A 15,147-nucleotide genomic window follows, 5' to 3' on the forward strand; every position below is an offset into this window, starting at 1 on the left:
TCCCCGCGGACTCTTTCCCGCGGAACGCCCGTCGCCCCAAGTCCCGGAGAGGACTTGGGGCGACGGGCGTTCACCGTACGGAGGTCCGGCCGGTCAGACGAGCGAGTTGCCGGTACGGCGGCGACGGGCGATGAAGAACGTGCCGCCGACCGCGGCCGTGCCGACCAGACCGGCGCCGACTGCCATCTCGGTCGAGCTCGGGCCGATGGAGCCGCCGAGGCCGCCCTCCGCACCTTCGCCGGCCAGCACCCGGAAACGGTGGGTCGCGATGCGGCTGTTGTCGCTGCACTTGACGGACAGGTTGTAGTCGCCGGGCGTGGCGTGGTTGTGGATCCGGGCCCTGGCCTCCGAGTGGCCCGAGGCGTTCACCGACAGCTGCGCCTTGGGGAAGGCGTTGGACGTGACATGGCCGCCGTGGCCGCAGCCCTGGGCGGTGATGTGCAGCGTGCCGCCCTGGTGGACGGAGTACGGGTTGACGGTGATGTCCCTCGGACCGTTGGTGGCCCCGGCCAGCGGGGCGGAGAGCGCCACGGCGGCGCAGGCCGCGGCAGTCACCGTGAGAGCGCGTGAAGCACGCATCGTTGAGCCTCCAGCGGAAGACGCCCCAAAGCGGTGCTCCGGGAAATTCGACGAGTACGCCCTCCATGACGAACCATCACCGGACAGAACATTCGACGCATTTCGGCACTGGTCCACCCCGGTGAGGCGACACGCCGAAAGAAGTCGACGCGACCTGACGGACCCGCAGGTCACAGACCGTCAGAAGTATTTATATGACGACTACTCGAATGGGGCAGTAGGGCCGGCGCGGACGGCCGCACCACCCATTCGCCCTCCAGTTCTCGCCGACCGGGACCTCCGCGCCTAGCGTGCGTACCAGGCGCCCACGAAGGGAGAAACATGGGCCAGGACCACGGCGGCTCGGAGTCGAGGAAACGCTCGCCCTGGGGCGTTCTGGCCCTTGTCATGCTCTCTGGTCTCGCACTGATGCGGAACGGGGCCGACGTGTCCCTCGGACCGCCCCAGCCGGCCTCGGCGGCGGCGCTGGACACCCGGCGGGAACAGGTCACCGAGCCCTCGACCGTGCCCATCGTGAAGCCGCTGCCGTACGCCCCCATGTCCCGCGTGGCGATCCCGTCGATCAAGGTCGACGCGCCCGTGATCGACGTGGGTCTCGACCCGGAGGGCTGGATCGCCGCCCCGCCGCCGCAGGACCCGAACATGGCGGGCTGGTACCAGAACGGCGTCGCCCCCGGCCAGCGCGGCACGGCGGTCGTCGTGGGCCACGTCGACAACCAGGCGGGTCCCGCGGTCTTCTACGGCCTCGGCTCGCTGAGCAAGGGCGAGCACATCGAGGTGACCCGCTACGACGAGCGGGTCGCGGTGTTCGAGATCTACGGCGTGGAGGTCTTCTCCAAGGACGACTTCCCGGGGGCGCGGGTGTACGGGGACACCGGCCACTCCGAACTGCGCGTGATCACCTGCGGCGGCGGCTACTCGAAGGCGGGCGGCTACGACGGCAACGTCGTGGTCTTCGCCCGGCTGGTGGAGACCCGCTGAGCGGCGACGGTCGACCCCCGCGCGGTGGGGCGGTGTGCGCCGCCCCACCGCGCCGTCAGGGCCTCGGTACGGTGATGCCGTACCCGTCCCGCAGCAACTCGGGCAGGTAGTCCCGCAGCGCGGCCACACTCTGCGAGCGGTCGCCGCCCGCGTCGTGCGACAGCACCACGACCCCCGGGCCCGCCCCGTCGAGCACCCGGCGGACGATCTTCCCGGTGCCCGGTGACTCCCAGTCCAGCGTGTCGACGGTCCAGGCGAGCGGTTCCATGCCGAGGCCGGCGCCGATCGTGAAGGTGTGCCGGTTCCAGGAGCCGTACGGGGCGCGGAACCAGACCGGTGGACGGCCCAGCGTCCGCTCGATCACCTCGCTGGTGCGCTCCATCTCCTCCCGGATCCTGGCCGGCCTCAGCTTCGGCAGCTCCGGGTGCGACCAGGTGTGGTTGCCCACGATGTGCCCGTCGTCGGCCATCTCGCGCAGCAGGTCCCGCTGCCCGGTGGCCATCTCGCCGCAGACGAAGAACATCGCCCGTACGTCGTGCGCGCGCAGCGTCTCAAGGATGCCGGGGGTGTAGCGCGGGTCGGGTCCGTCGTCGAAGGTGAGCACCATCGAGCGGCCCAGGTACGGCATCTGCAGGAAGGGCTCGGTGCGCACGGGCAGGCGGGCCGGACGGTACCGGGGCGGCTGGAACTCGGTCATGGGGCTCAGCCTGTGGGCCGACGGCCCGCGGGGCAACGCCGCAGGCGGTCCGGCGGCCGGGGCACCCGCCGGCGGCCTCCCGGTCGCCGGCGGGCCCGGCGTATGGGCCTCGCCCGCGGTCAGCAGCCGGGTCAGGCCGACGGCCCCGAGGACGGCGGCGAGACGCAGCGCGGCCCGGCGTCCCGGAATCAGCTGGTCCTTTTTGATGGCTTCCATGGCCAATGGCTCGCACGGCCGGTGCGTCCTGTCCCTCACCGACACCTCGGAGCGCGGGGAAAGCACCCGATGGGATGAGCCGATGAGCGTCAGCCGCGCCGGACCAGGGGGAAGGGCAACGTCTCACGGATGGTCAGGCCGGTGAGGAACATGACGAGCCGGTCCACGCCGATGCCGAGACCGCCGGTCGGCGGCATCGCGTACTCCAGCGCGTCCAGGAAGTCCTCGTCGATCTCCATGGCCTCCACGTCGCCGCCGGCGGCGAGCAGCGACTGGGCGGTGAGCCGCCGGCGCTGTTCCACGGGGTCGGTCAACTCGGAGTAGGCGGTGCCCAGTTCCGTACCGAAGGCGACCAGGTCCCAGCGCTCGGCGAGCCGGGGGTCGCGGCGGTGCGGGCGGGTGAGCGGGGAGACCTCCGTAGGGAAGTCCTTGTAGAAGGTGGGCAGCTGGGTCCGCTCCTCCACCAGCCGCTCGTACATCTCCAGGACGACGTCACCGCGGCTGTCGCGCGGGGTGTGCGGGACGCCCGCGCGGTCGCAGAGGCGGCGCAGCGTCTTCTCACCGGTGTCGGGGCCGACCTCCTCGCCGAGCGCCTCGGACACGGCGCCGTAGAGGGTCTTGACGGGCCAGGGGCCCGAGATGTCGTGCGCGACGCGACGGCCGTCCTCGCCCGTCGTGTGGGCGACCGGGGATCCGAAGGCGGCGGTGGCCGCGCCCTGGACGAGTTCGCGGGTCAGGTCGAGCATCACGTCGTAGTCGGCGAACGCCTGGTAGGCCTCCAGCATGGTGAATTCGGGGTTGTGCTTGTAGGACACCCCCTCATTACGGAAGGTGCGTCCCATCTCGAAGACCTTCTCCATGCCGCCGACACAGAGCCTCTTGAGATACAGCTCGGGCGCGATCCTCAGGTAGAGGTCGAGGTCGTAGGCGTTGATGTGGGTGGTGAAGGGGCGGGCGTTGGCGCCGCCGTGGATCTGCTGGAGCATCGGGGTCTCGACCTCCAGATAGCCGCGGCCGAGCAGCCCCTGGCGCAGCGCCTGGACGGCGGTGGAACGGGTCCGTACGACCGCTCTGGCGTCCGGGCTCGACACCAGGTCGACGTAGCGGCGGCGGACCCTGGCCTCGGGGTCGGCGAGACCGCGGCGCTTGTCGGGCAGCGGGCGCAGGCACTTGCCGGTGAGCTGCCAGCGCGTCACGAAGACGGTCAGCTCGCCCTTGTCGGTGTGGCCGACCTCGCCGGTGGCGGTGAGGTGGTCGCCGAGGTCGATGTCGGCGGAGAAGCGCTCCACGGGCGGTGAGGCGGCGGCGTCGCGGGTGAGGGCCAGCTGGAGGTCGCCCGACCAGTCGCGCAGGACCGCGAAGAGGATGCCGCCGAAGTCGCGTACGGCCATCACGCGTCCGGCGACGGTGACCTGTTCGCCACTGCGGCGGCCGGGCGCGGCGAGGGGGTGTGCGGCGCGGATCGCGGCGAGGGTGTCGGTACGCGGGGCGACGCCGGCCGGGTAGGGGTCGACGCCTTCGGCGCGCAGCCGTGCCAGCTTGTCGTGGCGGACGCGTACCTGTTCGGGCAGGCGCTGCTCGTGCGTCGCGCGTTCGGTGTCGGGGCCGGTGAGGCGCAGGTCGTCGATGGCGGGGAGGCCGGCGGTGGTGGTGGGCGTCGTGACGCCCTTGCCGCCGGTCCTGGGCCGTCCCCTGCCCCGGAGCCGGCGCAGGCTCGGTACGGGGACGAAGCCCTCGGCGATCCCGGAGGCGAGGCCGACGCGGGCGAGGGAGCCGGCGTCGCCGTAGCAGAGGAAGCGGGGGTACCAGGCGGGCCGGTACTTGACGTTGGAGCGGTAGAGGGCTTCGAGCTGCCACCAGCGGGAGAAGAAGAGCAGCAGTCCGCGCCAGAGTCTGAGCACCGGGCCGGCGCCGATGCGGGCGCCTTCTTCGAAGGCGGAGCGGAAGACGGCGAAGTTGAGGGAGATCCGGCGCACGCCGAGTTTGGGGGCGTACGCGCACAGTTCCGCGACCATGAACTCCATGACGCCGTTGGGGGCGGCCCGGTCACGGCGCATCAGGTCGAGCGAGACGCCGTCGGGGCCCCAGGGCACGAAGGACAGCAGCGCGATGAGGGCGCCGTCCCCGTCGAACGCCTCGACGAGCAGGCAGTCGCCGTCGGCGGGGTCGCCGAGCCGGTCGAGCGCCATGGAGAAGCCGCGTTCGGTCTCGGTGTCGCGCCAGGCGTCGGCCCGGTCGACGACTTCCCGCATCTCGTCCTCCGTAAGGAGGGCGTGGCGGCGTACGCGGACGGTGGCGCCGGTCCTGCGGGCGCGGTTGACGGCCTGCCGGATGACGCGCATGTCGCGCCCGCCCAGGTCGAACCGGTCGACGTGCAGGATCGCCTCGTCGCCGAGCTGGATGGCGCCGAGGCCGGAGCGCGCGAAGGCGGTGGCGCCGTTCTCCGAGGCGCCCATGACGGCCGGGGCCCAGGCGTGGTGCCGGGCGACGTCCAGCCAGGCTTCGATGGCGGGTGTCCAGGCTTCCCGGTCGCCGACGGGGTCGCCGCTGGCGAGGCAGACCCCGGTCTCGACGCGGTAGGTGACCGCCGCCTTGCCGCTGGGCGAGAAGACGACGGCCTTGTCGCGGCGGGTGGCGAAGTAGCCGAGCGAGTCCTGGGAGCCGTACGCGCCGAGGAGTGCCCGGATGCGGGGTTCCTCGTCGCCGTGGAGGGCGGCTTCCATGCGCTGGGAGCGGAAGAGGGTGGCGGCGGCGCCGAGGAGGGCGAGCGCCCCGAAGAGGCCGAGGAGGAAGAACAGCGGGTGGGGCGGCCTGCCGTCGAAGTCGCTGTCGGCGACGAGTCCGCCGAAGACCCGGTTCGCGGCCCAGCCGAACCGCTCACCGCTCGTCAGGGAGCCGGGGAAGAGTTCGACGAGGCCCCAGCCGACCAGGACGCCGGCGGCGAGGCCGAGCACCAGGACAAGCAGTGCCCGGCGCAGCGAGCCGCGCCGGCTGGCGGCGTAGAACTGGCGGCGCGCCAGGAGCAGTACGGCGAGCGCGGCGCCGCACACGACGAAGTTGGGCAGCCAGGACCATGCGGCGAAGGCCAGCAGGAGGACGTCGACCGCGACCAGCAGGGCCAGATAGGCGACGACCAGCCACCAGGCGGCCTTCTTGCGGGCCGCGACGGCGGCGGCCAGCAGGAGGAGGAAGACGGCGTAGGCGAGGTTCGCGCTGACCGGGATCGCGACATCGTCCAGGAAGCTGGAGACGGGCCGCAGGAGTCGCCGCAGTGCGGGAATGAGGGCGATGAGCGCGCAGTACAGGCCGAGTCCGCCGAAGAACACCGCGAACGCGCCGGGCACCCGGCTCAGGAAGCGCTCGTGGCCCCGGTTCCCGGCCGCGCGGGCCGTCGGTGCCCCCTCCATTCTGACGCTCATATTTCGCACTCTAGGGGCTGTCCGACATATCCGGCCCGGTCGGCGCCCTCAGGCGGTCGGGGGCGAACCGGCCACCGGGCGGACCCCCGAGGGGCCGCCGGTGGGGAGCCGGTAGCCTCCTGGCGTGACGGATCAGCAGCCCTCCCCCTTCGAACGCGGCACGGACGGTCCCAAGGTGATCGTCGCCGGTGTGGACGGCTCCGACTCGTCCCTCCGCGCGGCGGCGTACGCCGGTGGTCTCGCCCGGCGGCAGAACGCCCTGCTCGCCATCGTGTACGTCCAGCCGCTGATGTCGTCGGGGGCCGCGCTCGGCGACCCGGTCGCCGATACGACCGGGGAGATCGCGGCGGACCTCGCGGAGGAGATCCGGGCCGGCGCGGAGCGGGTCCGGGGCATCTGGGACGTCCGCTGGGAGTTCCACACCCTGCGCGGTGACCCGTACAACGGGCTGGTCACCGCGGCCGACGATCTGAAGGCGGACGCCGTGGTGGTGGGCGCGTCCGAGTCGGCGGGGCACCGGTTCATCGGCTCGGTGGCGGTGCGGCTGGTGAAGGCGGGCCGCTGGCCGGTGACGGTCGTTCCGTAGAGCCCCCTCATGAGGCGCGGGCTCAACGGCCCATCGTGAGGCCGTCGGCGGCGGCGCCACGTCCGAGGACCGCCGCCTCGATCGCCGACCGGGTGGTCCGGTAGTCGTCCCTGGACGGGTCCTCGTCCAGCGCCCGCGGCAGGTTGACCACCCGTCCCACCGTGTTGTCCATGGTCTGCGGGATGAACTCCGCCTTCGTCACCGGCCAGCGCTCCCCCTCGGCGGCGGGCGGCGCGAAGGTGAACCGGCCGATCGAGCCCTGGGTGCCGCGCGGGTCGAACTGTCCGGCGTTGTTGATCATCTCGCCCGCGATCTGGTCGCCCATGCCGTAGACGATCCAGGTGCCGTTGACCTTCTCGTACGCCTGCGGGACATGGGCGTGCGTGCCGATGATCAGGTCGATGTCGGGGCGGCCCCCGGTCTTCGACGCGGTGAGGCGTTCGCCGAGGTTCAGCTGCTTCTCGTCGGGCGCCGTCTCCCACTCCGTGCCCCAGTGCAGGCTCACGACGACGACGTCGGCGCCCGCCGCGCGGGCGGCCCGCGAGTCGGCGACGATCTTCTCCTCGTCGATGAGGTCGACGGCCCAGGGCTGTCCGGCGGGCAGCGGATTGTCGTTGGTGTCGTACGTGTACGCCAGTTGGGCGACCTTCGCGCCGCCGGCGCCGCCCGCGTCGAGCAGCGCGGGCCGGGTGTCCTCCTCGGGCGAGCGCGCCGATCCGGCGTGCTTGACCCCGGCCTTGTCGAGTGCGCCGAGGGTGCGGCTGACGCCTTCGGCGCCGGCGTCCAGGGTGTGGTTGGAGGCGGTGGAGCAGGAGTCGTAGCCGGTCGCCCTGAGCGCGGCGGCGACCTCGGGTGGTGACTTGAACGACGGGTAGCCGGTGAAGGGCCCGCCCTCGGGGCCGTACACGGTCTCCATGTGACAGATCGCCACATCGGCGGCCGAGACGACGGGCTTCACCCCGGCGAGCATCGGTACGAAGTCGTGGCCCGTGCCGCCCGCGTCGGCGTTGGCCCGGCTGATGACGGAGTCGTGCGGCAGGACGTCTCCGGAGGCGACGAGCGTGAATCCGCGCTGCGCCGCGGCGCCGCCGGCCGCCGAAGCGTCCGACCCCGCGGCGTTTGTGACGGGCCGGTCGGTGGCCGGTTCCCCGGTGCCCGGTCCGGCACATCCGGCGGTCGTGCCGAGCAGCAGGGCCGCGGCGGCGACCGCCGCGTGTCGCGTGTGCGTCGTCATCGGTCAGGCTCCTTCAGGGGCGAGGAAGGCGACCAAACGGTCAACGCATGCATATCTTCATATTAATACGATTAATGCGACAGACTCGGCGAAGTACCTGAAATGGACGAAACGGATCGGCCGAACCGTTCACCGCACCACTCGCCGCGCGGAGCGACCGCTCGTCGCAGACCCGTGTGAGCCGTCTGTCCCCGGACGTACCGGATGCGTTCCGATACGCCAACGGCAGCGACGCCGACAGCAGCGACCTCCGCGAGAAGGGACGTTCACGATGACCACCGCCACGGCCACGGCGACGACCGACGAGCGGGCGCTGGCGGAGTTGCAGCGCGAACACGGCCCCGCGCTGCTCCACTTCCTGCTCGGTCTGACCTACGGCGACCGGCAGCGCGCCGAGGATCTGCTCCAGGAGACGCTGGTCCGCGCCTGGCAGCACCCGGAGGCGTTCGATGGCCCCTACGAGTCCATGCGGCCCTGGCTCTTCACCGTGGGGCGCCGCCTGGCGATCGACGCCCGCCGCTCACGGCTCGCCCGCCCCACCGAGGTCAGCGACGGCGTCCTCGAAGCCACCCCGGAACCGGGCGACGCCACGGAGCGCTCCGTCGCCGCGCTCGACGTACGGCAGGCGGTGAAGGCGCTGAGCCCGGAGCACCGCGCCGTACTCGCGCAGATCTACTTCAAGGGGCTGAGCGTGGCCGAGGCCGCTCAGGCCCTCGGCATCCCGGCCGGCACCGTCAAGTCCCGCTCCTACTACGCGCTGCGCGCCCTCGGCCGCTCGCTGCCCGGCTACCACAGGTCCTCCTCGTCGAAGAGCGCGAGGAGCGCCGCGCCATCGGCCACCTCCGCGTAGGCGGCGGCGCACCTCGCACAGCCGTCCAGATGCCCGGCGACGAGCCGGTCCTCGTCGGGCGTGAGAGCTCCCAGCGCGTACGCACCGAGCTGCGACCGCACATGCGGGTCACCGCCGGCCTCACCCGTCACAATCGCCTCCGGTCCGCTGTCCGATCCTGCTCTTCTGGCCACGCTGGGCACCGGCCGCCGGTTCAATGCTCCGTGAAGCAGCGTCCACGGAGAGGAAGGAAGGCGCAAAACAATGCGTCCGGAACGGCATGACGAAGGCGGTGGTGGCGGCCTGCTCGTCCCCATGGCATGGATGTACGCGGAGTACATCGCCGACGAACTACTGCGCACCGGCGATCTGATGCCGCCCACCACACTTGAGTACCGAGCGGGTCGCGACGCCCTCGCCCTGACCATCTTCCTGTCCGACGGGGCGGTCGGCGGGCCCGGCGGCGTGGCGCGGATGGACGAGTGGCGGACGCTGACCGAGTACGGCACCGGTTGGCGTGAATGGGTCTGTCACCAGCTCGACCTGCTGGAGACCCGCGCGTTCCAGGCGGAGCGCACCGGCGGCGCCCGCCCCGACCCGGATCTCGAACTGGCACTGGCCGCCTGGCGGTGGCTGGAGGAGACCGAACTGCTGGCGCCGGATCTCGACGCGATGGGCGCGCCGGGCGGCGCTCCCCTCGTGGCCGGTGGCGGGGGCGCGGAGCGACACGAGGAGGAAGGGCCGCAGGTGTGGACCCCGGCGTGGCAACTGGGGCTGCCGCTGGGCCATCTGGCGATCCATCTGTTCTGAGCGGGGACGTGCCGCGTACGGCGGGTCCGGCCGCGGTCAGGTGCCGTGCACGCCCGCGCGGTACTTGGGGATCCGTACCGTGATCCGCATCCCGGCCCCCACCCCCGTCTCGATGACGAGCCCGTAGTCGTCGCCGTAGACCTGGCGCAGCCGCTCGTCCACGTTGAGCAGTCCGATACCGGTGGACAGGCCGCCCTCGCCGCGCAGGATCCGGCGCAGCCGTTCCGGGTCCATGCCCACGCCGTCGTCCTCGATCACCACCTCCGCCTCCGAGCCCGCGTCGAGCGCGCTGATGGTGATGTGACTCATCGTGATCTTGCCTTCGAGACCGTGCTTGACGGCGTTCTCGATGAGCGGCTGGAGACACAGGAACGGCATCGCGACCGGCAGCACCTCGGGGGCGACCTGGAGGGTGACCGATAGCCGCTCGCCGAAGCGGGCCCGGACGAGTGCCAAGTACTGGTCGATGGAGTGCAGTTCGTCGGCGAGGGTGGTGAAGTCCCCGTGCCTGCGGAACGAGTAGCGGGTGAAGTCGGCGAATTCCAGGAGTAGTTCACGGGCACGCTCGGGATCGGTACGGACGAACGAAGCGATCGCGGCCAGTGAGTTGAAGATGAAGTGCGGGGAGATCTGGGCGCGCAGGGCCCTGATCTCCGCCTCGATCAACTGGGTTCGGGAGCGGTCGAGTTCGGCGAGTTCGAGCTGTACGGAGACCCAGCGGGCGACCTCGCCCGCCGCCCGCGCGAGGACCGCGGACTCCCGTGGCGCGTACGCGACGAGGGTGCCGAGCACCCGGTGGTCGACGGTCAGCGGCACGGCGACGCCCCAGCGCAGCGGGCAGTCCAGATCGCCGCAGCCACTGGCGAAGGCCGTGTCGCGCCCGCTGGCGAGCAGCGCCTGCACATGGTCCATCACATGCTTGCCGTGGTGCTCGCCGAGACCGTCCCAGGCGAGCACCCGGTCCCGGTCGGTGAGACAGAGCGCCTCCGTCCCCAGCAGGGAGCGCAGCCGGCGGGCGGCCTTGCCCGCGCTCTCCTCGGTGAGTCCGGCGCGCAGCGGCGGCGCGGCGAGCGACGCGGTGTGCAGCGTCTCGAAGGTCGCGTGCTCGACGGGCGTACCGACGTCGCTGGTCCGGTCCGGTCGTGCGCCCGCGGTACGGCGGCCGAGCGCATAGCCACCGGCGAGCAGCAGCGCGCCGAGCACGAGCAGGACCGCGAGGGCCGCGCCGCTCACCGGGGGCCTCCTCTGGTGCGGGGCATCAGGGCCTCCGGGAGATGGAAACGGGTCATGGCGGCCTTGGTCCCCGGCGGTATCCGCGAGCGCGTGGCCAGCGACACCAGGATCATCGCGAGGAACCCGACGGGCACCGACCAGACGGCGGGCCAGGCGAGCAGCGCGTGCGGCCAGCCCGACCGTACGGCGCCACTGACCGTGATCCCGATGGCCACCAGCGCCGAGCCGCCGCCGAGCAGCAGTCCGGCGATCGCACCGGGCGGGGTGAGCCGCCGCCACCAGATGCCGAGCACCAGCAGCGGGCAGAACGACGACGCGCAGACGGCGAAGGCCATCGCGACGGCGTCCGCCACCGGCATGCCGCTGACCGCCAGCGAGCCGCCGAGCGGCACCAGGATCGCGAGCAGTGTGGCCAGCCGGAAGTGCCGTACGCCGCGCGAGGGCAGCACGTCCTGGGTGAGCACTCCGGCGACGGCCATGGTCAGGCCGGACGCGGTGGACAGGAACGCGGCGAAGGCGCCGCCCGCGACGAGCGCGCCCAGCAGATCACCCGCCGTGCCGCCGATCACCAGATCGGGCAGCAGCAGTACGGCGGCGTCGGCATCCGTACCGAGGGCGGGCGCGGGCGCGTACAGCCGGCCGAGCGCCCCGTAGACCGGCGGCAGCAGATAGAAGCCGCCGATCAGGGCGAGCACGACGACGGTGGTCCGGCGGGCCGCCCGGCCGTTGGGGCTGGTGTAGAAGCGGACCACGACGTGCGGCAGGCCCATGGTGCCGAGGAAGGTGGCGACGATCAGTCCGTACGTCGCGTACAGCGGGTGGTCCGCGCGGCTCGACATCTGGGTCAGGGTGAAGTCGATCGGGGGCCGTCCGTCGCCCTGCCAGGCCAGCAGCAGGAAGATCGCCGGGACGAGCAGGGCCGTGAGTTTGAGCCAGTACTGGAACGCCTGCACGAAGGTGATGCTGCGCATGCCGCCCGCCGCGACGGCCACCACCACGACGACCGCGACGAGGACGGCGCCGAACCAGTTCGGCGCGCCGGTCAGGATCTCCAGCGTCAGGCCCGCGCCCTGGAGCTGCGGCACCAGGTAGAGCCAGCCGGCGCCGACGACCAGCACGCTGACCACGCGCCGGGCGGGGCGGGACTCCAGGCGGCCTTCCGCGAAGTCGGGGAGGGTGTACGCGCCGGAGCGGCGCAGCGGGGCCGCGACGAAGATCAGCAGGACCAGATAGCCGGCGGTGTAGCCGACCGGGTACCAGAGCATGTCGGGGCCGTGCAGCAGGAGCAGTCCGGCGATGCCGAGGAAGGAGGCGGCGGAGAGGTATTCGCCGCTGATCGCGGCGGCGTTGAGGCCGGGCCGTACGGTGCGGGAGGCCACGTAGAAGTCGGAGGTGGTGCGCGATATGCGCAGGCCGAAGCCGCCGACGAGGACGGTGGCGACCACGACGACGGCGACGGCCGTCACCGTGTAGCTCTGGCTCACGGCAGCGGCCGGCCTTTCACGAGCCGGGCGAAGTCCCGCTCGTTGCGCTCCGCGCGCCGCACGTACCACCAGGCCAGCAGGGTCAGCAGCGGATAGGCGGCGACGCCGAGCACCACCCAGACGACGGTGGGGTCGCGCAGCGCGGCGAAGGCGAGCGGAAGCGTGCCGACGACGGCGGCGAGCAGGGCGAACGCGGTGAGTCCCGCGCGGAGTTGGCTGCGCATGAGGGAGCGGACGTAGGCGTCGCCGAGTGCGGTCTGCTCGTCGATCTCGGCCTGGGCGCGGTAGCGGGGCAGCGGGCGTACGCGGCGGGGTTCGCCGGTGACGACCTCGCGCTTGGGGTGGGATTCCGCGGTCATGGTCTCTCCTCCCCTTGAAGCGTCGGGCCGCTGTGCCAGGGCCGGAGTGTAGGCAGACCGTCAAGGCGGAGGGAAGCCCTGGCACTGCCCCGCAACTCCCCCGTACGCACCTGCGTAGAGCCTGGTCAGCGGCCGGGCAGCCGCATCAGCAGATCGCGTACGGCCCTGGCGTGGCGCCTGCTGACGGCGAGTTCCGCGTCGCCGACGCGCACGCTCATGGCCCCGCCGTCGAGGCGCAGTTCGTCGATACGGGCGAGGGCGACGAGATGCCGGCGGTGGATGCGTACGAAACCGCGGGAGCGCCAGCGCTCCTCCAGGGTGGTGAGCGGGACACGCACCAGATGGCTGCCGGTGTCGGTGTGGAGTCTGGCGTAGTCGCCCTGGGCCTCGGCGTAGACGATGTCGGCGACGGGGACGAAGCGGGTCACACCGCCGAGTTCGACGGGGATCTGGTCGGTGGCGCTGTCCACGACGGGGCCGCGCTCCCCCACGAGTTCGGCGACGCGCCGGACGGCCTCGGCCAGCCGCTCGCGGCGGACGGGCTTGAGCACGTAGTCGACGGCCTTGAGGTCGAACGCCTGGACGGCGAAGCCCTCGTGGGCGGTGACGAAGACGATCAGCGGGGGCTCGGCGAAACCGGCGAGGAGCTTGGCGACGTCGAGGCCGGTGAGCCCCGCCATGTGGATGTCGAGGAAGACGACGTCGACGGCGGCCGGGTCGTCCGGACCCGCGTCGAGGGCGGCACCGATACGGCGCAGCGCCTCGGTCGCGCTGGTGGCCCCCTCCGCGCCGCGGATCCGCGGGTCGGCGCGCAGGAGGTACAACAGCTCTTCGAGGGCGGGCTCTTCGTCGTCCACGGCCAGTACACGCAGCATGACGCGGAAGTTTAGGGGCTGTGGGGCGCGGTGGGTCCGGATCGGAGCGCGGATTCGGGGCGTGCGGAGGGATGCCGGCCTGAGTGATTCGCCGTCGCGCCCCGTATCAGGGGGCATGCGGACCCCGGAGATCGAGATCCATCGCGACGTCGGCGCCTACGCGCTCGGCGTCCTCGACGCGCCCGACGCCTTCCGCTTCGAGGACCATCTCATGGACTGCCCGCACTGCACGCTGCTGTTGGGCGATTTCGACGGGGTGAAGGGTCAGCTCGACGCGTACACGCGGCAGACCCCCGCGCGGGTGGCTCCGTTCGTGTCGGCGGGTCCCGAGCTGCTGCACCGGATGCTCGAAGGGACGGCCGCCCGGCGGCGGGTGAGCCGCGGACGGCGCCTCGCCCTGGTCGCGGCGGCGATGGTGATCGCGGTGGGCGGCCCGTTCGCGGTCGTCGAGGCGCAGCGGGGCGGCACGCCGGCGGCGCCGGCCGCCGAGCGGTGGACGGCGACGGACGGTGGGACCGGGACGGCGGCCGTCGTGACGGCGGCGGAGCGGGGCTGGGGCACGGCTGTCACGCTGGAGCTGTCGAAGTCGGCGGCGGGGGCAGGGGCGGCGACCGGGGTGTGCGCGCTGGTCGCCGTGGGCCGTGACGGGTCGGAGGAGACCGTGATGACGTGGTCCGCCCGCGCCGGAGGCGACGGCCCGATGGTCACATGGGGCGGCTCGGCGCTGCGGCCGTACGAGATCGACCGGTTCGAGGTGCGTACGGCCGACGGGCACCGGCTGATGACGGTACGGGGCGGGTGAGTCGGCGGGTGAGTCGACGCCCTCCGTACAGAGGCGGGTGAGGCGGCGCCCTCCGTACGGAGGTGACTGCCTTGCGTACGGCGCTACTTGAGGAACCGGGACGTCCTGCGGTCGGCGAGCGGTTTGCCGCCCGTCTGGCAGGTTGGGCAGTACTGGAGCGAGGAGTCGGCGAAGGCGACCGACCTGATGGTGTCGCCGCAGACCGGGCACGCCTCACCGGCCCGGCCGTGCACCCGCAGACCGCTCTTCTTCTCGGCCTTGAGCCGGCCGGCCGCGACGCCGCGCGAGCGCTCGACGGCCGCGTCGAGAGTGGTGCGCATCGCGTCGTAGAGGACGGTGGTCTCGTCGCCGGTCAGATTCTGGACGGGCTTGAACGGCGACATCTTCGCCACGTGCAGGATCTCGTCGCTGTACGCGTTGCCGATACCGGCGATCAGCCGCTGGTCGCGCAGGGCGCCCTTGAGCCGGCGCCGTTCCCCCGCGAGCAGCGCGGCGAGGGCGTCCCGGTCGAAGGAGTCGGCGAGCGGGTCGGGACCGAGGCTCGCGATGGCGGGCACGTCGGCCGGGTCCCGTACGAGATGGACGGCGAGCCGCTTGGTGGTGCCCGCCTCGGTCAGATCGAATCCGTCGCCCTCGGCCAGAACGGTCCGCAGGGCGAGCGGTCCCTTCCCCGGGCGGGGCGGGGCGGCGGGGAACTCGTCCTTCCAGCGCAGCCAGCCCGCGCGGGCCAGATGGATCGCGAGATGGAGGCCGGAGGCTCCCGCCACGATGTCGAGCCACTTGCCGTGCCGCGCGATCGCGGTGACGGTGGCGCCCTCCAGGGCGGTGAGCGGTGGATCATACGTCTTGAGGACGTTGATCGTCAGGGGCAGCACCCGGACGATCTCCCGGCCGACCAGATGGCCGTCCAGGAACTCTCTCAGCGCTTCGACCTCGGGGACTTCCGGCATGCCTCAAGCCTGCCGCAGCACCGGCGCGGACGCCCGGCGGGCGCGGGTGGTGTCCGGAGGTTGCGCCGGGTCCGTCCGGTGGCCGGTTCGTCC

General features: G+C 72.4%; 15 protein-coding genes. 5 read left to right on the top strand and 10 right to left on the bottom strand.

All coding sequences use genetic code 11. From position 1 onward, the window contains the following. Positions 1–93: 93 nt before the first annotated feature. Positions 94–579, bottom strand: coding sequence for a hypothetical protein (locus OG700_RS03230; protein ID WP_405608551.1), 486 nt, complete (start codon positions 577–579; stop codon positions 94–96). Positions 580–900: 321 nt separating this feature from the next. Here OG700_RS03230 and OG700_RS03235 point away from each other — a divergent pair, with 321 nt between their 5' ends. Then, entirely contained in the window at positions 901–1,560 is a 660-nt protein-coding gene (locus OG700_RS03235; protein WP_405608553.1) for a class F sortase, read from the top strand. Between the two features lie 55 nt (positions 1,561–1,615). Here the strand turns inward: OG700_RS03235 and OG700_RS03240 are convergent, their stop codons facing one another. Together OG700_RS03240 and lysX are read right to left on the bottom strand one after the other, a co-directional pair. Further along, positions 1,616–2,473, bottom strand: a complete 858-nt coding sequence (locus OG700_RS03240) for a polysaccharide deacetylase family protein (RefSeq protein ID WP_405608556.1) — start codon at positions 2,471–2,473, stop codon at positions 1,616–1,618. A gap of 89 nt (positions 2,474–2,562) precedes the next feature. Next, positions 2,563–5,892, bottom strand: coding sequence for a bifunctional lysylphosphatidylglycerol synthetase/lysine--tRNA ligase LysX (gene lysX / locus OG700_RS03245; protein WP_405608559.1), 3,330 nt, complete (start codon positions 5,890–5,892; stop codon positions 2,563–2,565). Between the two features lie 124 nt (positions 5,893–6,016). On the opposite strand from lysX, the gene OG700_RS03250 reads away from it, so the two are divergent. Continuing rightward, on the top strand, positions 6,017–6,478 hold the full coding sequence (locus OG700_RS03250; RefSeq protein ID WP_405608562.1) for a universal stress protein: 462 nt from the start codon (positions 6,017–6,019) through the stop codon (positions 6,476–6,478). 22 nt (positions 6,479–6,500) lie between these two features. Here OG700_RS03250 and OG700_RS03255 read toward each other — a convergent pair whose 3' ends face one another. Beyond that, complete coding sequence (locus OG700_RS03255) at positions 6,501–7,712, bottom strand: CapA family protein (protein ID WP_405608565.1); 1,212 nt, start codon at positions 7,710–7,712, stop codon at positions 6,501–6,503. Positions 7,713–7,983: 271 nt separating this feature from the next. Here OG700_RS03255 and OG700_RS03260 point away from each other — a divergent pair, with 271 nt between their 5' ends. Beyond that, the gene (locus OG700_RS03260; protein ID WP_405608568.1) at positions 7,984–8,562 is read left to right on the top strand and encodes a sigma-70 family RNA polymerase sigma factor; all 579 of its coding nucleotides are present in this window, start codon (positions 7,984–7,986) and stop codon (positions 8,560–8,562) included. Here OG700_RS03260 and OG700_RS03265 read toward each other — a convergent pair. After that, positions 8,499–8,735, bottom strand: a complete 237-nt coding sequence (locus OG700_RS03265; protein WP_405608571.1) for a zf-HC2 domain-containing protein — start codon at positions 8,733–8,735, stop codon at positions 8,499–8,501. The genes OG700_RS03260 and OG700_RS03265 overlap by 64 nt on opposite strands. Before the next feature lie 70 nt (positions 8,736–8,805). Here OG700_RS03265 and OG700_RS03270 point away from each other — a divergent pair, with 70 nt between their 5' ends. Next, complete coding sequence (locus tag OG700_RS03270) at positions 8,806–9,351, top strand: hypothetical protein (protein WP_405608574.1); 546 nt, start codon at positions 8,806–8,808, stop codon at positions 9,349–9,351. Positions 9,352–9,387: 36 nt separating this feature from the next. Here OG700_RS03270 and OG700_RS03275 read toward each other — a convergent pair whose 3' ends face one another. The 4 genes from OG700_RS03275 to OG700_RS03290 all read right to left on the bottom strand — a co-directional run bounded on the left by OG700_RS03275 (position 9,388) and on the right by OG700_RS03290 (position 13,302). Continuing rightward, entirely contained in the window at positions 9,388–10,584 is a 1,197-nt protein-coding gene (locus OG700_RS03275; RefSeq protein WP_405608577.1) for a sensor histidine kinase, read from the bottom strand. Beyond that, positions 10,581–12,068, bottom strand: coding sequence for a cation acetate symporter (locus OG700_RS03280; protein WP_405608580.1), 1,488 nt, complete (start codon positions 12,066–12,068; stop codon positions 10,581–10,583). The genes OG700_RS03275 and OG700_RS03280 overlap by 4 nt, the downstream gene beginning before the upstream one ends. Further along, the gene (locus tag OG700_RS03285; RefSeq protein WP_405608583.1) at positions 12,065–12,427 is read right to left on the bottom strand and encodes a hypothetical protein; all 363 of its coding nucleotides are present in this window, start codon (positions 12,425–12,427) and stop codon (positions 12,065–12,067) included. Before OG700_RS03285 ends, OG700_RS03280 begins: the two co-directional genes overlap by 4 nt. Before the next feature lie 125 nt (positions 12,428–12,552). Continuing rightward, positions 12,553–13,302 (bottom strand): LytR/AlgR family response regulator transcription factor, encoded by a 750-nt coding sequence (locus OG700_RS03290; RefSeq protein ID WP_405608586.1) that lies wholly within the window; start codon positions 13,300–13,302, stop codon positions 12,553–12,555. Positions 13,303–13,417: 115 nt separating this feature from the next. Between OG700_RS03290 and OG700_RS03295 the strand changes: the two genes are divergently transcribed. Next, positions 13,418–14,104, top strand: a complete 687-nt coding sequence (locus OG700_RS03295) for a zf-HC2 domain-containing protein (protein ID WP_405608589.1) — start codon at positions 13,418–13,420, stop codon at positions 14,102–14,104. 83 nt (positions 14,105–14,187) lie between these two features. Here the strand turns inward: OG700_RS03295 and OG700_RS03300 are convergent, their stop codons facing one another. Then, the gene (locus OG700_RS03300) at positions 14,188–15,054 is read right to left on the bottom strand and encodes an Fpg/Nei family DNA glycosylase (RefSeq protein WP_405608592.1); all 867 of its coding nucleotides are present in this window, start codon (positions 15,052–15,054) and stop codon (positions 14,188–14,190) included. Between the last annotated feature and the right edge of the window lie 93 nt (positions 15,055–15,147).

The organism is Streptomyces sp. NBC_01508, assembly GCF_045040315.1.
In the GTDB taxonomy this organism is placed as follows: Bacteria; Actinomycetota; Actinomycetes; order Streptomycetales; family Streptomycetaceae; genus Streptomyces.